Source organism: Paraburkholderia sp., assembly GCF_028283785.1.
Lineage (GTDB): Bacteria > Pseudomonadota > Gammaproteobacteria > Burkholderiales > Burkholderiaceae > Paraburkholderia.
Genome location: NZ_JAPWKB010000005.1, coordinates 666,636 through 682,164, shown reverse-complemented (window position 1 = coordinate 682,164; position 15,529 = coordinate 666,636). Strand labels below are relative to the sequence as shown.

Annotated in this window: 17 protein-coding genes; 14 read left to right on the top strand and 3 right to left on the bottom strand. The window is 63.1% G+C overall.

Annotation, left to right across the window (positions count from 1 at the left end; all coding sequences use genetic code 11):
* Positions 1-122: 122 nt before the first annotated feature.
* A complete protein-coding gene (locus PW947_RS07060) occupies positions 123-482 on the bottom strand; it encodes a DUF3564 domain-containing protein (protein WP_299630389.1) in 360 nt (119 codons plus the stop codon).
* Positions 483-707: 225 nt separating this feature from the next.
* Positions 708-1,367, bottom strand: a complete 660-nt coding sequence (locus PW947_RS07055) for a GntR family transcriptional regulator (protein ID WP_299630388.1) — start codon at positions 1,365-1,367, stop codon at positions 708-710.
* A 152-nt stretch (positions 1,368-1,519) separates the two neighbouring features.
* Here PW947_RS07055 and pruA point away from each other — a divergent pair, with 152 nt between their 5' ends.
* The 4 genes from pruA (at position 1,520) to PW947_RS07035 (ending at position 5,660) form a co-directional block, all read left to right on the top strand.
* Positions 1,520-3,127, top strand: coding sequence for an L-glutamate gamma-semialdehyde dehydrogenase (pruA, locus tag PW947_RS07050; RefSeq protein WP_299630387.1), 1,608 nt, complete (start codon positions 1,520-1,522; stop codon positions 3,125-3,127).
* Positions 3,128-3,270: 143 nt separating this feature from the next.
* Positions 3,271-4,413, top strand: a complete 1,143-nt coding sequence (locus tag PW947_RS07045; protein ID WP_299630620.1) for a branched-chain amino acid ABC transporter substrate-binding protein — start codon at positions 3,271-3,273, stop codon at positions 4,411-4,413.
* Positions 4,414-4,523: 110 nt separating this feature from the next.
* On the top strand, positions 4,524-4,685 hold the full coding sequence (locus PW947_RS07040; RefSeq protein WP_299630386.1) for a hypothetical protein: 162 nt from the start codon (positions 4,524-4,526) through the stop codon (positions 4,683-4,685).
* Between the two features lie 30 nt (positions 4,686-4,715).
* Positions 4,716-5,660: an IclR family transcriptional regulator gene (locus PW947_RS07035; protein WP_299630385.1), complete on the top strand. Its 945-nt coding sequence runs from the start codon at positions 4,716-4,718 to the stop codon at positions 5,658-5,660.
* A gap of 64 nt (positions 5,661-5,724) precedes the next feature.
* Here the strand turns inward: PW947_RS07035 and PW947_RS07030 are convergent, their stop codons facing one another.
* Positions 5,725-6,798 (bottom strand): porin, encoded by a 1,074-nt coding sequence (locus PW947_RS07030; RefSeq protein ID WP_299630383.1) that lies wholly within the window; start codon positions 6,796-6,798, stop codon positions 5,725-5,727.
* A 427-nt stretch (positions 6,799-7,225) separates the two neighbouring features.
* On the opposite strand from PW947_RS07030, the gene PW947_RS07025 reads away from it, so the two are divergent.
* From PW947_RS07025 to PW947_RS06980, 10 genes are all read left to right on the top strand, one after another.
* Complete coding sequence (locus PW947_RS07025) at positions 7,226-7,540, top strand: non-heme iron oxygenase ferredoxin subunit (protein ID WP_299630381.1); 315 nt, start codon at positions 7,226-7,228, stop codon at positions 7,538-7,540.
* Position 7,541: 1 nt separating this feature from the next.
* Positions 7,542-7,853 (top strand): recombinase-like helix-turn-helix domain-containing protein, encoded by a 312-nt coding sequence (locus PW947_RS07020; protein ID WP_299630379.1) that lies wholly within the window; start codon positions 7,542-7,544, stop codon positions 7,851-7,853.
* 94 nt (positions 7,854-7,947) lie between these two features.
* Positions 7,948-9,051 carry an aromatic ring-hydroxylating dioxygenase subunit alpha gene (locus tag PW947_RS07015; protein WP_299630378.1) on the top strand — a complete coding sequence of 368 codons (1,104 nt, stop codon included), beginning with the start codon at positions 7,948-7,950 and terminating at the stop codon, positions 9,049-9,051.
* Positions 9,044-9,811, top strand: a complete 768-nt coding sequence (locus PW947_RS07010; protein WP_299630619.1) for an SDR family oxidoreductase — start codon at positions 9,044-9,046, stop codon at positions 9,809-9,811. Before PW947_RS07015 ends, PW947_RS07010 begins: the two co-directional genes overlap by 8 nt.
* 26 nt (positions 9,812-9,837) lie before the next feature.
* Complete coding sequence (locus tag PW947_RS07005; protein WP_299630377.1) at positions 9,838-10,374, top strand: cupin domain-containing protein; 537 nt, start codon at positions 9,838-9,840, stop codon at positions 10,372-10,374.
* Positions 10,375-10,435: 61 nt separating this feature from the next.
* A complete protein-coding gene (locus PW947_RS07000) occupies positions 10,436-11,338 on the top strand; it encodes an alpha/beta fold hydrolase (RefSeq protein WP_299630376.1) in 903 nt (300 codons plus the stop codon).
* A complete protein-coding gene (locus PW947_RS06995; RefSeq protein WP_299630374.1) occupies positions 11,339-12,199 on the top strand; it encodes an IclR family transcriptional regulator in 861 nt (286 codons plus the stop codon).
* A complete protein-coding gene (locus PW947_RS06990) occupies positions 12,199-12,996 on the top strand; it encodes an SDR family oxidoreductase (RefSeq protein ID WP_299630373.1) in 798 nt (265 codons plus the stop codon). Before PW947_RS06995 ends, PW947_RS06990 begins: the two co-directional genes overlap by 1 nt.
* Entirely contained in the window at positions 12,989-14,647 is a 1,659-nt protein-coding gene (locus PW947_RS06985) for a thiamine pyrophosphate-binding protein (RefSeq protein WP_299630372.1), read from the top strand. The genes PW947_RS06990 and PW947_RS06985 overlap by 8 nt, the downstream gene beginning before the upstream one ends.
* Positions 14,640-15,473: an aspartate dehydrogenase gene (locus tag PW947_RS06980; protein WP_299630371.1), complete on the top strand. Its 834-nt coding sequence runs from the start codon at positions 14,640-14,642 to the stop codon at positions 15,471-15,473. The genes PW947_RS06985 and PW947_RS06980 overlap by 8 nt, the downstream gene beginning before the upstream one ends.
* The last annotated feature ends 56 nt before the right edge of the window (positions 15,474-15,529 follow it).

The following is a 15,529-nucleotide window of genomic DNA, read 5'->3' as shown; positions in this document are numbered from 1 at the left end:
AACTACGTGGACGGTGCTGCGATGAACGGCGACGCGAGACGTTTGTCCGCTTTGCCTGACGCGCGGATCAACCGCGTTTCATCGAAAAACAGGGGTACGTTACCCCGAAAACGTGATGCGCTTCAATTGTCGAAGACCCGGTTTTCTGCCTCGATGGGCTGACGGTCTACGGCTTGCAGACGCCAGAAACCGTTGGTGGGCGAGCGTGCGGGCACGCAGTGCCACGCGGCCGGACCTTGCGACGACGTGACCCGCTGTTTGCGATCCACATGGAGACCGGCAAGCGTGCAAAGCGGTGCGTCATTAAGCGGCGCGCACAACGTGGTGACGCCGTTCGCGTCGCGCAATTCGCCCCACGGCGGCAAGTCGATTCCTTCGTGCGCTTCGCGCGACCAGCGATGCTCGTCGGTGTCGAGCCACAACACCGCGTAATCGTGATTTACAGTCGGGTCGGAACCGTTGATCAGAATGGTGAGACGCATGGCGTAATCCGTTGAACGCGCGGAATTTGCGCCTCTTTAGTCTACTTCGCAGTCCGCGTTATGCAAGCGAAACAACGTGACCAAACGCAACTGTTCCGCATTGGGCGCGCAATAAAAAGCGCAGCGCACCAACGGTATAAAAGACCGTTCGTGCGCTGCGCTGTTTTCCATTTTACCGCCTGTTTTACGGTGCTTTCTACATGCACCGTTTTGGCGAAACGCGCGTTAGCCGAGCCGCGCCGCCGCGAGTACTTCGCGTTTGGTTTCGAGAATATGCGCTTCGAGCAGCGCCACCACTTCGTCGACCGCGCGACGCTTGCATGCATCGACGATCTGATAGTGATCGCGCTGCACGTCGTCCTTTTGCGTGTCGAGCGACATCCGCAAATGCGGATAGCGGTTCGTCGTACTCAGGCAATACTCTTCGATCATCCGTTTGAGCCGTTCGTTGTTCGACGGCGCGCAGAGTGCCAGATGAAATTGCCGGTTGCATTCGGCCCATTCCGCTGGATTCGTCGCGACGTCGTACGACCCGAGAATGCGCTTCATCAATTCGATATCCGCAGCAACCATATTCGGCACCGCGAGTTTCGCCGCGTAACTTTCGAGCGCCGCGCGGATGTCGAGCAACTCGCAAATCTCGGCGGTGGACATCGCGATCACCACCGCGCCCCGATTCAACTGGTAGCTGACCAGTCCTTCCGCTTCGAGTTGGCGCAACGCCTCGCGCACCGGAATCCGGCTCGCACCGAAACGCTCCGCCAGATTTTCCTGCCGCAATTGCGTGCCGGGTGGCAGCGTGCCGCGCAGGATTTCGTCGCGAAGCTGGTCCCGGATGGTTTGCGGCAGCGAACGCTGATCTGCCTTGGACTGCACTGTGGTCATGAGTAAAAGCGTAAAAGCCGGACGAGTGTCGACCGACGAAAAAGGTTGTCGTCAAAAAAGCGGGCTGCTAGGATTGGATACAATCCGTTTTCGAATGGATATTTTCAGTGTCAATTGAATCCTAAAACAATCCGAACAGCGTGGTCTCTCCGATGCTCGATGCGCCCAAAAACGAAGCAATCTTAGCTTATTCACCCGGTTCTCCAGAACGCGCCGAAATTGAGCGCGCACTGGCGCGACAAGCCGCGGAAGTCGTGCAGATTCCGGTGGTTGCCGGTGGTCGGCGCCTCGCCGGTTCGGCCGTGCAGCCGGTCGTCGCGCCGCACGATCACCGTCATGTGCTGGCGCACGTGCAGCAGGCATCGGGCGCGCAAGTCGCGGCGGCGATCCATGCGGCGGTCGACGCGCAGCGCGACTGGTCGCAATGGTCGTTCGAAGACCGCGCGGCGGTCTTTCTGAAGGCGGCCGATCTGCTCGCCGGCCCGTGGCGCGCGAAGCTGAACGCCGCCACGATGCTCGGCCAGAGCAAGACGGTGTATCAGGCGGAAATCGATTCCGCCTGCGAACTGATCGATTTCCTGCGCTGGAACGTCGCTTTCGCGCGCGAGTTGCAGCAGCACCAGCCGGTGTCGCCGTCGGGTATGCGCAATTCGCTCGAATATCGGCCGCTCGAAGGGTTCGTATATGCGGTCACGCCGTTCAATTTCACGGCGATCGGCGGGAATCTCGCATGTGCGCCCGCGCTGATGGGCAACCCGGTGATCTGGAAACCGGCCGCGACCGCCGCGCTGTCCAATTACTTCGTGCTCGAACTGCTCGAAGCCGCGGGTTTGCCGCCGGGCGTCATCAATTTCGTGCCGGGCGATGCGCAAACTGTGTCGGCAGGCGTGTTTGCGTCACCGGATTTTGCGGGGTTGCATTTCACCGGCTCGACGGCCGTGTTCGACGCGCTGTGGCGCACCACCGCCGAGCATTTGCCGTCGTATCGCAACTATCCGCGTCTGGTCGGCGAGACCGGCGGCAAGGATTTCGTGCTCGCGCATCCGTCGGCGGATGTCGCGGCGCTGAGCACTGCATTGCTGCGCGGCGCGTTCGAGTATCAAGGGCAAAAGTGCAGCGCCGCCTCGCGTGCGTATGTGCCGGCGTCGTTGTGGCCTGCGGTCAAGGCCCGTCTGACCGACGATCTCGCCACCGTGAAAATGGGCGATGTCGCCGATCTGCGCAACTTCATGGGCGCGGTGATCGACCGCAAGGCGTTCGACCGGATCGCCGGATATATCAAGCTCGCGAAGGAATCGGATGGCGCGCAGATCGTTGCGGGCGGCCAGTGCGACGACCGCACCGGCTACTTCATCCAGCCCACCGTGATCGAAGTCACCGATCCCAACTTCGTCACGATGCGCGAAGAGATTTTCGGACCGGTGCTGTCCGTCTACGTGTACGCGGACCAGTACTGGCCCGACGTCCTCAAACTCGTCGATTCGACCAGCCCTTACGCGCTGACCGGCGCGGTTTTCGCGCAGGAGCGTGCGGCCGTGGTCGAAGCGAGCGCCACGCTGCGGTTTTCGGCGGGCAACTTCTATATCAACGACAAGCCGACCGGCGCGGTCGTCGGCCAGCAGCCGTTCGGCGGCGCGCGCCGCAGCGGCACCAACGACAAGGCTGGTTCCGCGCTGAACCTGATGCGCTGGATCTCGCCGCGCACAGTCAAGGAAACCTACGTGCCCGCCAGCGCCTATCCGTATCCGCACATGCGCTGAACATGGCCGCGAGCGGCGTCGCCCGGTGCCGCGTCCGTCGAATTACCCGTGTTGTCTGTAGAGACGAAACGAACGTCGCGTGAGATCACGCTGCCGGGGCCGTTTCGCGTCATTTTCACAATAAAGAGGAGCAGCAGATGAGCATGCGCATCAAACCTGTCGTCGCGGGTATCGCGGCGAGCGTGTTGGCACTTTCCGGCGCGAGCGCGTTCGCGCAGGCGCAGGACGTGAAGATCGGTTTCGCCGCGCCGTTGACGGGCGGCCAGGCGCACTACGGCGCGGACTTCCGCAGCGGCGTGACGCTCGCGATCGAAGACTTCAATGCGACGAAGCCGGTAATCGGCGGCAAGCCGGTGCATTTCGTGATCGATGCAGCGGACGATCAGGCCGACCCGCGCACCGGCACGACGGTCGCGCAAAAACTGGTCGACGACGGCGTGGTCGCGGTAATCGGTCACTTCAACTCGGGCACGAGTATTCCGGCTGCGCCGATCTACGCGAGGGCCGGCATTCCGGAACTCGCGACGGCCACGGCGCCGGCCTACACGGCGCAAGGTTTCCCGACCACGTTCCGTCTGGTGACGTCGGATGCGCAACAGGGCGGCGTGCTCGGCGAGTACGCGGTGAACGCGTTGAAGTTCAGGAAGTTCGCGATCGTCGATGACCGGACGGCCTACGGTCAGGGCGTCGCCGAAGAATTCGCGAAGGCGGTGAAAGCGGCGGGCGGCACGATCGTCGCGCAAGAATTCACCAACGACAAAGCGGTCGATTTCCGTTCGATCCTGACGCACATCAAGGCATCAGATCCGGACGCGATTTTCTACGGCGGCGCGGACACGCAAGCCGCACCGTTCCTGAAGCAGATGCGCACGCTGGCGGTGAAGGCGACGCTGATCGGACCGGACATGATTCACTCGGACGAACTGCTGAAGATCGCCGGACCGGCCGCCGAAGGTGCGCTGGCGTCGTCGGGCGGCAGTCCGCTCGACAAGATGCCGGGCGGTCAGGCGTATGTCGACCGCTACAAGAAGCGCTTCGACAAGGACGTGGAACTGTATTCGCCGTACGCGTACGACGGCACGATGGCCGTGTTCGCCGCGATGAAGAAAGCCAATTCGACCGATCCGCACGTGTATCTGCCGGTGTTGAAGGCGACCCAGATGAAAGGCGTCACCACTAACGAACTCGCCTACGACAGCAAGGGCGACCTGAAGTACGGCGGCGTCACGGTCTACAAGGTGACGAACGGCAAGTGGGCCGCGCTGCAAACGGTCGGCACGAAGTAAGCGGCATCGGTCATTCGCAATCAGGCGCCTGGGCGGCGCGCGGTGGGCGCGCGATCCGTCCGGTGCAAGATTGAAAGTATCCAGGTGGGCCTGCGGTCCCAGGCTCCGGCGTGGCAAGAGTCGGCTTCTCCTCTAACTTGATGCTGCGCCGCTTCGAAGAGCTTCATGGCGACATGAAGCTCTTTTTTTTACGTCCGGCGCGTGCGCGCGATCGTCGCCGGATCGTCGCCAACGCCTTAATGGACGGGCAACGCTTCGCGCTATCATGCTGACCTGGAGATATCTGAAAATTGGCTTGAGACATGGCAAACGAAGACCAACCGGACGTGAAGCGGAAGGCGGCGCGCGCGCGTGGCGCAGCGGGCGAGATGCCGGCGGCGGACGCGTCGGACAACGCCGATGACGACGCTGGCGGCGGCTCGACCTATCTGGTGCCGGGCCTCGAGCGCGGCCTGCGGATTCTCGCGGAGTTCAGCGGCCGCGAACCGGTGCTCGGCGCGCCGGAACTGTCCAAGCGGATCGGCATTCCGCGCACCACCACGTTCCGCCTGTTGCAAACGCTCGAAGCGCTCGGCTTCCTGGAGCGCGCCAACGGCGACCGCCACTTTCGCCTCGGCGTCGCGGTATTGCGCCTTGGCTTCGAATATCTGAGTTCACTCGAATTGACCGACATCGGCACGCCGGTGCTCGAACGTTTGCGCGACGCGACGGGCCTCAGCTCGCACCTGTTGATTCGCGATCAACGCGATGTCGTGTTCGTCGCGAAGGCGCAGACCCATACCGCGTCGATGTTCAGTTCGGTGAAGGTGCATGTCGGCACGCGCCTGCCCGCGCATGCGACGGTTCACGGTCAGGTATTGATGGGCGATCTGACCATCGAGGAATTGCGGCAGCTTTATCCGGAACCGCAACTGGAAAAATTCACCGAGCGCACGCCCGCCACCGTCGATGAACTGTTCGACAAGATTCGCGAAAGCGCCGAACTGGGTTATGCGGTCAGCGAGGCGTCGTTCGAACGCGGGATTTCGGTCGTGACCGCGCCGGTTCGCGATCAGACCGGACACATCGTCGCCGCGTTGACGGCGACCGTGCCGCGTTCGGATCTCGGCGAAGCCGAAGAGCGCGACCCATTGGTTTCGACCGTGTGCGCCGCCGCGCTGGAACTGTCGGAGCGGCTGAATTACCGTCCTTCGTTCGACGATCCCACATTGCAACAGGCAAAGAAAAAACCGGTCGCAGCGAACTGACGGGTTCGCCGCGACCGGTTCGAGGTCGCTACGCGTCGAGTCGCCTCGACGCGTCATGTCCGCATTAGAACGAGTGATGGATGCCGGTCAGAAACACCGTCTGATTCCGGCCGCTCGACACCCCTGCCGTGAAGAACGCCGCGCTCGTATTCGAGTTCGCGTGTTCGTACAGCGCATTCACGTAAATCTGCGTCGACTTCGACAGCGCGTAGATATCGCCGATTTCAAACTGCGTCCAGCGATGACCCGCAAGCGTCGTCGTCGCGGCGCCGCCTGCCACGCTGTTGGCGGGCGTGAACTGGTAGTTCGCGCCTGCATCGAACGATTGATACGTGTCCGAATGGCCGCGCGCCTCGAGTTTCACGTGCGTGTACAGGCCGTGCACCAGCAACTTGCCGAACTGATACGACGCACCGGCGCCCGCGTTGCGAACCGTGTCGGCGGTATAGCTTGCTGCGGCGACGCCCTGGAACGTCGCGAGACCTGTCGTCGTGATCGACGGCGTGCGATTGTGTTCGACCGCGTAGGTCGCGCCTGCCTTGAACGGACCGTTGTTGTAGGTCGCTGCGAAACTCAGCGTCTTGCCGGTCGAGAAGTTGGTGTCGTTGCCGAGACCCATCATCGCGCCGACCGTGAAGCCGCCGAACGACACCGAGCGGAATTTCACCGAGTTATTGAACGGCACAATGCCCGTATCCGCGAGTTCATCGAGGTTGCCCGGATGGAACGCGTACCAGCTCGCCGCGAGATACGCGGTGCTCAACGGCCCGAGCACATCGAACGCGAACGGCGTTTGATGGCCTAACGTGACCGTCCCGATCTTGTCCGAACTCAATCCGACGTACGCCTGACGATTGAACAGCGTGCCGGCATACGCAAAGTTGCCGGTTGCCGTCGAAAAGCCATTTTCAAGCTGGAAAATGGCCTTCATCCCGCCACCCAGATCTTCGACGCCCTTAAAGCCCCAGCGGTCCGGCTGCATGTTGCCCTGTTCTTCGATGTACTTCGCATGCCCGCCAGCATTGCTGATGTACGCGACGCCCGCATCGAGACTGCCATAGAGCGTGACACTGCTTTGCGCCCACACGCCGGTCGTGACGCAACTCGCCGCAAGCCCGGCTGCAATGATGTGTTTCACCGTTGGTTCTCCTGATCTATGACGAAATCTCGTCGTCACTGCTGCTATCCGTTGAGTGGGTAAGTAGTCCTGGTTTATGCGCCAAAACTTTTGCCCTAGTAGTGTTCCACCTATGGGCATTTGTGCCGCATGTGGAAAGTATAGAGATTTCAGAATCGGTCAAAAAAGTTTTTCGGACTCCGTGGAAACCCGCATCCAGCGTCGTTCCAGACGCTGAAAATCCCCCTCAAAGCCTTGCTGCAAAGGGCACCGATCGTCCCAGCGAGGTGTGTACGCGTCTTGCTCGCTGTATCTGCGACACCACATTTCAGTGTTTTCCCTAACCAGGCGAGATTTTTATTTTGGCGCCGAAAACTGACTCCTATAATGTCCATACACGAACTGATGTTCCTTCGGTGGAACATGATGCTTCAGGAGAAGGCAACAAATGACTGAACAATGGCGATGCGCCGGACATGCCGGCGACCTGTCCGAAGATGCGCCGATCGAGTTCAAGCTCGACGGCACCGAAATCGGTATCTACAAGGTGGGCGATGCGGTCTATGCGCTCGAAAACGTCTGTCCGCATGCGTATGCATTGCTGACGCAAGGCTTTGTCGACGGCGATACCGTCGAATGTCCGCTGCACGAAGCCGTGTTCCATATCCCGACCGGCAAGTGCCTGAAAGAGCCGGGCGGCCGCGACCTGAAGATGTACGCGGTGCGCCTCGCCGGTGAAGAAATCCAGATCAAGGTGGAATGACATGAAAGAGATCACCGTCAACTTCAATCCGAACCTGAAGCCGTGGCTGGCGCCGGAACCGAACAACGTCGCGGGCAAGGGCGTGATCGAGCAGCCGGGCCAGACTGAAAACTTCATCTGGCAAACCCGCAAGGCCGAACCCACTCAATACGAAAACGACTTCGGCGACGCGCTCGAAACCGTGTTCGACGCAGGCGCGCTGGAACTCGACGAAGTGGTCGAAGGGCTGAACCGCATCGGCTTTCGCACGCCGGAAGGCACGCCGTGGAACGCCGGGCGCCTCGCCGCCGAATTCCACCGTCTCGCTGAATAACGCGCGGCCCGAGCCTCACGCCTCACGCCGCCGTACCGAACCCCTGACCGGTTTCCCCGAATCTGCTTCATCGCATAGCACCCGGAGTCTTCACATGACGTCCCCCACTACGAATACGACGGCCCAAGCCGCTGATCCGCTTCAGGCCTATCTCGATCGCGGCCTGCGCAATTACTGGTATCCGGTCGCGCCGAGCTGGCAAGTCGCCAACGCGCCGATCGGCCTGACGCGCCTCGGCGACCAGATCGTGCTGTGGCGCGACAAGGAAGGCCTGGTTCACGCGCTCGAAGATCGCTGCCCGCACCGTGGCGCGCGTCTGTCGCTGGGCTGGAATCTGGGCGGTAGCGTCGCGTGCTGGTATCACGGCATCGAAGTCGACGGCAGCGGCACCGTGCAGCGCGTGCCGGCCGTGTCGGCGTGTCCGCTGGAAGGCACGAAGTGCGTGAAGTCGTATCCGGTGCAGGAAAAAGCCGGCGCGATCTTCCTGTGGTTCGGCGACGACGCGCACAAGGAACCGGCGCCGCTCGTGCTGCCGGAAGAACTGGTCGGTGACGAATACTCGAACTTCCTGTGCATGTCGCACTGGAAGTGCAATTACCAGTACGCGATCGACAACGTGATGGACCCGATGCACGGCGCGTATCTGCACGCGACGTCGCACTCGATGGCCGAAGGCGACAAGCAGGCAGACATGCGCGTGCGCAAGACGGACACCGGCCTGATGTTCGAAAAGGTCGGTCAGCGCGACGTGAATTTCGACTGGGTCGAACTCGGTGAAACCGGCACGCTGTGGATGCGTCTCGCGATTCCGTACCGCAAGAAGTTCGGTCCCGGCGGCAGCTTCGGCATCGTCGGCATCGCGGTTCCCGTCGATGAAGACAACTGCCAGGTGTACTTCTGGCGCACCCGCAAAGTCTCGGGCTGGCAGCGCGACGCATGGCGTTTCCTGTATCGCAACCGTCTCGAAGGTCTGCATTGGGCCGTGCTCGAACAAGACCGCTATGTGCTCGAAAGCATGGCGCCGAACGCACGCAATCACGAATTCCTCTATCAGCACGATGTCGGCATGACGCGCGTTCGCCGGATGCTGCGTCAGCGCGCGCAACAGGATGTCGCCGCGCTCGAAGCATTCAACGCAGAGAAAGCGCAAGCCGCTGCATCGCCGGACGCTGCTCATGCAGGCCATAGCCATGCATAACGCAACGGTTGCGGCACTCAACGGCAAGCGCGTGCTCGTCACGGGCGGCGCGCGCGGTCTGGGCGCGGCGTTTGTCCGCGCGCTGGCCGAAGCCGGTGCCCGCGTGACCTTCGGCGACGTACTCGACACCGAAGGCCGCGCGCTCGCCGCATCGCTGGCGACGGAAGGCCACGCTGTGACCTATCACCCGCTCGATCTCGCCGATCCGCTCAGCATCAACGCATTCGTCGACGCAGGCGCTACGCAGATGGGTGGCATCGACGCGCTGATCAACAACGCGGCCATCACCAATTCGGGCGGCAAGTTCGCGGACGAACTCTCGATCGATACATGGGACGCGGTGATGAACGTCAACGTGCGCGGCGTGTGGCTCGCCAGCACCGCAGCGCTGCCGCATCTGCGCGCGGCGGGCGGCGGTTCGATCGTCAACATCGCGTCGGATACGGCGATGTGGGGCGCGCCGAAGTTGCTCGCGTATGTCGCGAGCAAGGGCGCCGTGATTTCGATGACCCGTTCGCTGGCACGCGAATTCGGTCCGGATGGCGTGACCGTCAACGCGATCGCGCCGGGCCTGACTGAAGTCGAAGCGACCGCCTACGTGCCCGCCGAGCGTCACCAGTATTACTTGCAAGGCCGCGCGCTGCCGCGCGCACAGGTTCCCGGCGATGTCACCGGTCCGGTCCTGTTCCTGTTGTCCGATGCCGCGCGTTTCGTGACCGGGCAACTGCTGCCGGTCAACGGCGGCTTCGTGATGAATTGATCTTGTCGAACCGAAAGGAGATGGAAATGGCAGACGCCGATATCGAACGCAAATCGTGGGATCAACCCACCGACGCAAACTTCTCGCAGTGGATGGAATCGCGCGTCGCGCGCCTTGAAACGCGCCGCTACGACTGGGACGCGCTGAAGTTTCAGGCCGACTACGACCCGAAGTATCGCCGTGCGCAAATGCGCTACGTCGGCACCGGCGGCACCGGCGTCGCGACAGACATGAACACCGTGCCGTCGGGCGGCTTCACGTTTTCGACGATGGTGATTCCGGCAGGCAACATCGGCCCGAGCCACATTCATATGGATGTCGAAGAAATCTTCTTCGTGCTGCGCGGCAAGATGAAAGTGGTCTGCGAACGCGATGGCGAAACGTGGGAATCGGTGCTGGGCGAACGCGATCTGATCTCGGTGCCGCCCGGCGTGTATCGCACGGAAATCAATATCGGCGAGGAAGACGCGCTGATGTGCGTGATGCTCGGCGCAGCAAAGCCGATCACGCCGACGTATCCGCCGGATTCGCCGCTGGCCAAGCTCAAGCGCGAAGCGAAGTAATCCGGACCCGGCGTCACGAGTCCTGCGTCACGAATTCTTTATCCCACGCGAGTCAGAAACCATGTCGGCTGTTCCGTCCGTATCCGTTGAAGCTTCAAACACCACTTCGCTCGAAACGCGTGTCGCACGCTTTCCTTCGAAGCAGGTGGCGGCGAACGCACAGCGCATGGTGAGCTATCGCGAAGCGTCGCCCGACGCGCCGGCCGCCGACGCGTTGCCGGTCGTGCTGTTGCATGGCATCGGCTCGGGCGCGGCGTCGTGGGTTCAGCAATTCGAGGCGCTCGGCGCGACACGTCGCGTGCTCGCGTGGGATGCGCCCGGCTACGGCGCGTCCACCCCGGTCGCACCGGCATCGCCGGCTGCAATGGATTACGCCGACGTGGTAAGCGGCTGGCTCGACGCGCTGGGCATCGCGCGTTGTCTGCTGGTCGGCCATTCGCTCGGCGCCATTGTGGCCGGCGGGTTCGCCGCGGCGCATCCCGCGCGGGTCGCCGGATTGCTGTTGCTGTCGCCCGCGGGCGGATACGGCGCGGCATCCGCCGACGTGCGCGCGCAAAAGCGCGACCAGCGTCTCGCGATGCTGGCCGAACTCGGACCGTCGGGCCTCGCTGAAAAACGCAGCGCGAACATGCTGTCCGCGCATGCCGATCAGGCCTCGCGCGACTGGGTGCGCTGGAATATGGCGAGGGTGATTCCGCACGGCTATGCGCAGGCCACGCATCTGCTCGCAAACGCCGACCTCGCCGCCGATCTCGCGCGCTTCTCCGGCCGCGCGACCGTGGCGGTCGGTGCGGACGACACGATCACGCCGCCGTCCGCGTGCGAGCGCATCGCGGATGCCGCAGGCACGACCTTGCAGATCGTGCCGCGTGCAGGCCACGCCGGTTATATCGAATCGCCTTCCGCGTACACCGCAATCATCGACACGTTCTGTCGTGCACACGACACTCAACGGAGCCACTGAATGACGCCCGACACGATCATCGCCGAGCGCGAAGCGGACGACGAGCGCGCCGACACCTATAAGGTGCCGGGCCTCGAACGCGGTCTGAAGATCCTGACTGAATTCTCGCCGCGCGAGCCGGTGCTGGGCGCGCCGGAACTCTCGCGCCGGTTGAACATCCCGCGCACGACGGTGTTCCGTCTGCTGCAAACGCTGGAATCGCTCGGTTTTCTGGAGCGTGCCGACAAAGACCGCAACTATCGGCTCGGCGTGGCCGTGCTGCGGCTCGGCTTCGAATATCTGAGCTCGCTCGAATTGACCGATCTCGGTTTGCCGGTGATCGAAACGCTGCGCGACGACACCGGCCTGACCAGTCACATCCTGATCCGAGACGGCCGCGATGTCGTGTTCGTCGCGAAGGCGCAAAGTCATACACCGATTTTCAGTTCGGTGAAGGTCAACGTCGGCACGCGTCTGCCGGCGCATGCCACCACGCACGGTCAGGTGCTGATGGGCGATCTGTCGCTGTCGGACCTGCGCGCGCTGTATCCGGAACCGACGCTCGAACGCTTCACGCAACACACGCCCGAAACCATCGTCGATCTGTACGAGCGGATTCAGGACGACGCGCAACGCGGTTTCGCGATCAGCGAGTCGTCGTTCGAACGCGGTATTTCCGTGGTCACGGCACCGGTGCGCAACGACACGGGTCGCATCGTCGCGGTCATTACCACGACGATTCCGCGTCCGGAAATCGGCGCGTCGCTGCTCGACGGCGGTTTGATCGACAAGGTGCGCGGCGCCGCTGCCGAACTGTCGCAGCGGCTCAATTACCGGCCGCCCGCCTCTCGCAACCAGTACATGAAGGCATTGGGGATCTGATGATTCAAATCGACTTGACCGGCCAGGTGGCGGTGGTGACGGGCGGTTCGTCCGGCATCGGCCTCGCGACCGCCGAACTGTTTTTGCGCGCGGGCGCATCGGTGGCGATTTGCGGCCGCGATGCTGACCGTCTCGCTGCCGCCGAAGCCGCGCTGAACGCGCAATTTCCGGGCGCGCAACTGCTCGCGCAATCGTGCGACGTGCTCGATGCCGACGCCGTCGCCGGATTCGCGAAAGCGGTGCAGGACCGTTTCGGCCGCACCGACATGCTGGTGAACAACGCAGGCCAGGGCCGCGTCTCGACCTTCGCGGACACCACCGACGAAGCGTGGCGCGAAGAACTCGACCTGAAGTATTTCGGCGTGATCCGCCCGACCCGCGCGTTCCTGCCGATGCTGCGCGATGCGAAGCACGCGGCGATCGTCTGCGTGAACTCGCTGCTGGCGCTGCAACCGGAACCGCATATGGTGGCCACGTCGTCGGCGCGGGCGGGTTTGCTGAGTCTCGTGAAGTCGCTCGCGACCGAACTCGCGCCGCAGCACATCCGTGTCAACTCGATCCTGATCGGCATCGTCGAATCGGGTCAATGGCGTCGTCGTTACGCGACCCAGGCGAAGCCCGGCCAAAGCTGGGAAGACTGGACCGGCGAACTGGCGCGCTCGAAACACATTCCGCTCGGCCGCTTCGGTCTGCCCGAAGAGGCGGCTCAGGCGCTCTTTTATCTGGCTACACCCCTGTCGTCCTATACGACGGGCAGTCATATCGATGTTTCTGGAGGCGTTGCACGACATGTCTAATAAAACTACCGTCGGCGATCTGATTGCCGCGTTCCTCGAACAGTGCGGCGTCAGCACGACGTTTGGCGTGATCTCGATCCACAACATGCCGATCCTCGATGCGATCGCCCGTCGCGGCAATATCCGCTACGTCGGCGCACGCGGCGAAGCGGGCGCGCTGAACATGGCCGATGGCCTGGCGCGCGTGTCGGGCGGCCTCGGCGTCGCGTTCACGAGTACCGGCACCGCAGCGGGCAACGCAGCGGGCGCGATGGTCGAAGCGCTGACGGCAGGCACGGCCGTGCTGCACATCACCGGCCAGATCGAAACGCCTTACCTCGATCAGGACCTCGCCTATATCCACGAAGCGCCGGATCAACTGTCGATGCTGAAGTCGATCTCGAAGGCCGCGTATCGCGTGCGTTCGGTCGAAACCGCGCTGTCGACGGTGCGCGAAGCCGTGCGCGTCGCGCAAACCGCACCGAGCGGCCCGGTCAGCGTCGAAATTCCGATCGACATTCAAGCCGCCGAAATCGAGATTCCGTCGGACCTCGGCGCACCGAACATCACCACGCTGACGCATTCGGAAGACCGCGTCGCGAAGCTGGCCGACGCGCTGGCGACGGCGAAGCGTCCGTTGTTGTGGCTGGGCGGCGGCACGCGTCATGCGCGTGCGGCGGTCGAGCGTCTGGTGTCGCTGGGTTTTGGCGTCGTCACGAGCGTGCAGGGTCGCGGCGTGCTGCCGGAAGATCATCCGGCGACGCTCGGCGCATTCAACGTGCACGCCGAAGTCGAAGCGTTCTACAAGACCTGCGACGCGATGGTGGTGGTCGGTTCGCGTCTGCGTGGCAATGAGACGCTGAAGTACAAACTGGCGTTGCCGCAGCCGCTGTATCGCATCGATGCCGACGCACTGGCCGATAACCGTGGCTATCGCAACGAGCTGTTCGTGCATGGCGACGCTGCTGCCGTGCTCGACCAGCTGGCAACGCTGCTGGAAAGCCGCATCAAGATCGATCCGACCTTCGCTACCGATCTCGCCGCCGCTCGCGAAACCGCGACCGCCGATGTCGCGAAGGGTCTCGGACCGTACAAGCGTCTGGTCGAATCGATCCAGAAGGCAGTGGGCCGCGACTACAACTGGGTGCGCGACGTGACGATCTCGAACAGCACGTGGGGCAACCGCCTGCTGAAGATTTTCGAGCCGCGTGCGGGCGTTCATGCGCTGGGCGGCGGTATCGGCCAGGGCATGCAGATGGCGATCGGCGCAGCGCTCGCGAAGACTGCCGCGAAAACCGTGTGTCTGGTCGGCGACGGCGGCCTGATGGTCAACGTCGGCGAACTCGCGACGGCCGTGCAGGAAGACGCGAACCTGATGATCGTGCTGATGAACGACCAGTGCTACGGCGTGATCCGCAACATTCAGGACGCGCAATACGGCGGCCGTCGTCATTACGTGCAACTGCATCAGCCGGACTTCGCGGAGTTCTGCGCGAGCCTGAAACTGAAGCATTTCCGCATCACGTCGATGGATCAGGCGGACGCCATCGTCGCCGAAGGTCTTGCGCACAACGGTCCGGTGATGGTCGAAGTGGACATGCTGTCGGTCGGCTCGTTCACGACCGCGTTCGCGGGCCCGCCGGTCAAGAAGGCGGAGCCGGAACATGCCTAACCGGAACGGTCACATGAATCATCACGCGCCAGTGGATATCGCGATGATCGGCTTCGGCGCGATCGGCCAGGCGGTGTTCCGCTCGGTCGAGCACGATCCGCTGGTGCGCGTGTCGCATGTGATCACGTCCGAACGCAACGCGGCGCAGGTGCGCGAATTCGTCGGCGCGTCGGTGGACGTGGTGACGTCGGTGGACGCGCTGAGCAGCCACCCGCACTTCGCGCTCGAATGCGCCGGTCACAGCGCGCTCGTCGCTCACGTGGTGCCGCTGCTGAAGGCGGGCACGGACTGCGCGGTGGCGTCGATCGGCGCGCTGTCGGACGTCGGCTTGCTCGACGCGCTGTCGGCCGCCGCCGACGAAGGCGACGCGACGTTGACGCTGTTGTCCGGCGCGATCGGCGGTGTCGATGCGCTGGCGGCGGCGAAGCTCGGCGGCCTCGACGAGGTGCTGTACACGGGCCGCAAGCCGCCGTTGGGCTGGCTCGGCACGCCGGCGGAAAACGTCTGCGATCTGCGCGCGTTGACGGAAGAGAAGGTGATCTTTGAAGGCAGCGCGCGCGACGCCGCGCGTCTGTATCCGAAGAACGCGAACGTCGCGGCGACCGTGGCGCTGGCGGGTCTCGGCCTCGACCAGACAACCGTACGCCTGATCGCCGATCCGAACGTGACCCGCAACGTGCATCGCATCCTCGCGCGTGGCGCGTTCGGCGAAATGGCGCTGGAAATGAGCGGCAAGCCGTTGCCGGACAACCCGAAGACCTCCGCATTGACCGCGTACAGCGCGATCCGCGCACTGCGCAATCGTGCAGCGCGTTGCGTGATCTGACACGCGGCAGCACACGTAAATAGCATTCTGACTAGTTGAAGCAGTAAGACCGAACG

Excerpts from the sequence above, each read along its gene's own strand:
- PW947_RS07060 (WP_299630389.1), bottom strand. The coding sequence starts at position 482 with ATGCGTCTCACCATTCTGATCAACGGTTCCGACCCGACTGTAAATCAC.
- PW947_RS07055 (WP_299630388.1), bottom strand. The coding sequence starts at position 1,367 with ATGACCACAGTGCAGTCCAAGGCAGATCAGCGTTCGCTGCCGCAAACC.
- pruA (WP_299630387.1), top strand. The coding sequence starts at position 1,520 with ATGCTCGATGCGCCCAAAAACGAAGCAATCTTAGCTTATTCACCCGGT.
- PW947_RS07045 (WP_299630620.1), top strand. The coding sequence starts at position 3,271 with ATGCGCATCAAACCTGTCGTCGCGGGTATCGCGGCGAGCGTGTTGGCA.
- PW947_RS07035 (WP_299630385.1), top strand. The coding sequence starts at position 4,716 with ATGGCAAACGAAGACCAACCGGACGTGAAGCGGAAGGCGGCGCGCGCG.
- PW947_RS07025 (WP_299630381.1), top strand. The coding sequence starts at position 7,226 with ATGACTGAACAATGGCGATGCGCCGGACATGCCGGCGACCTGTCCGAA.
- PW947_RS07020 (WP_299630379.1), top strand. The coding sequence starts at position 7,542 with ATGAAAGAGATCACCGTCAACTTCAATCCGAACCTGAAGCCGTGGCTG.
- PW947_RS07015 (WP_299630378.1), top strand. The coding sequence starts at position 7,948 with ATGACGTCCCCCACTACGAATACGACGGCCCAAGCCGCTGATCCGCTT.
- PW947_RS07010 (WP_299630619.1), top strand. The coding sequence starts at position 9,044 with ATGCATAACGCAACGGTTGCGGCACTCAACGGCAAGCGCGTGCTCGTC.
- PW947_RS07005 (WP_299630377.1), top strand. The coding sequence starts at position 9,838 with ATGGCAGACGCCGATATCGAACGCAAATCGTGGGATCAACCCACCGAC.
- PW947_RS07000 (WP_299630376.1), top strand. The coding sequence starts at position 10,436 with ATGTCGGCTGTTCCGTCCGTATCCGTTGAAGCTTCAAACACCACTTCG.
- PW947_RS06995 (WP_299630374.1), top strand. The coding sequence starts at position 11,339 with ATGACGCCCGACACGATCATCGCCGAGCGCGAAGCGGACGACGAGCGC.
- PW947_RS06990 (WP_299630373.1), top strand. The coding sequence starts at position 12,199 with ATGATTCAAATCGACTTGACCGGCCAGGTGGCGGTGGTGACGGGCGGT.
- PW947_RS06985 (WP_299630372.1), top strand. The coding sequence starts at position 12,989 with ATGTCTAATAAAACTACCGTCGGCGATCTGATTGCCGCGTTCCTCGAA.
- PW947_RS06980 (WP_299630371.1), top strand. The coding sequence starts at position 14,640 with ATGCCTAACCGGAACGGTCACATGAATCATCACGCGCCAGTGGATATC.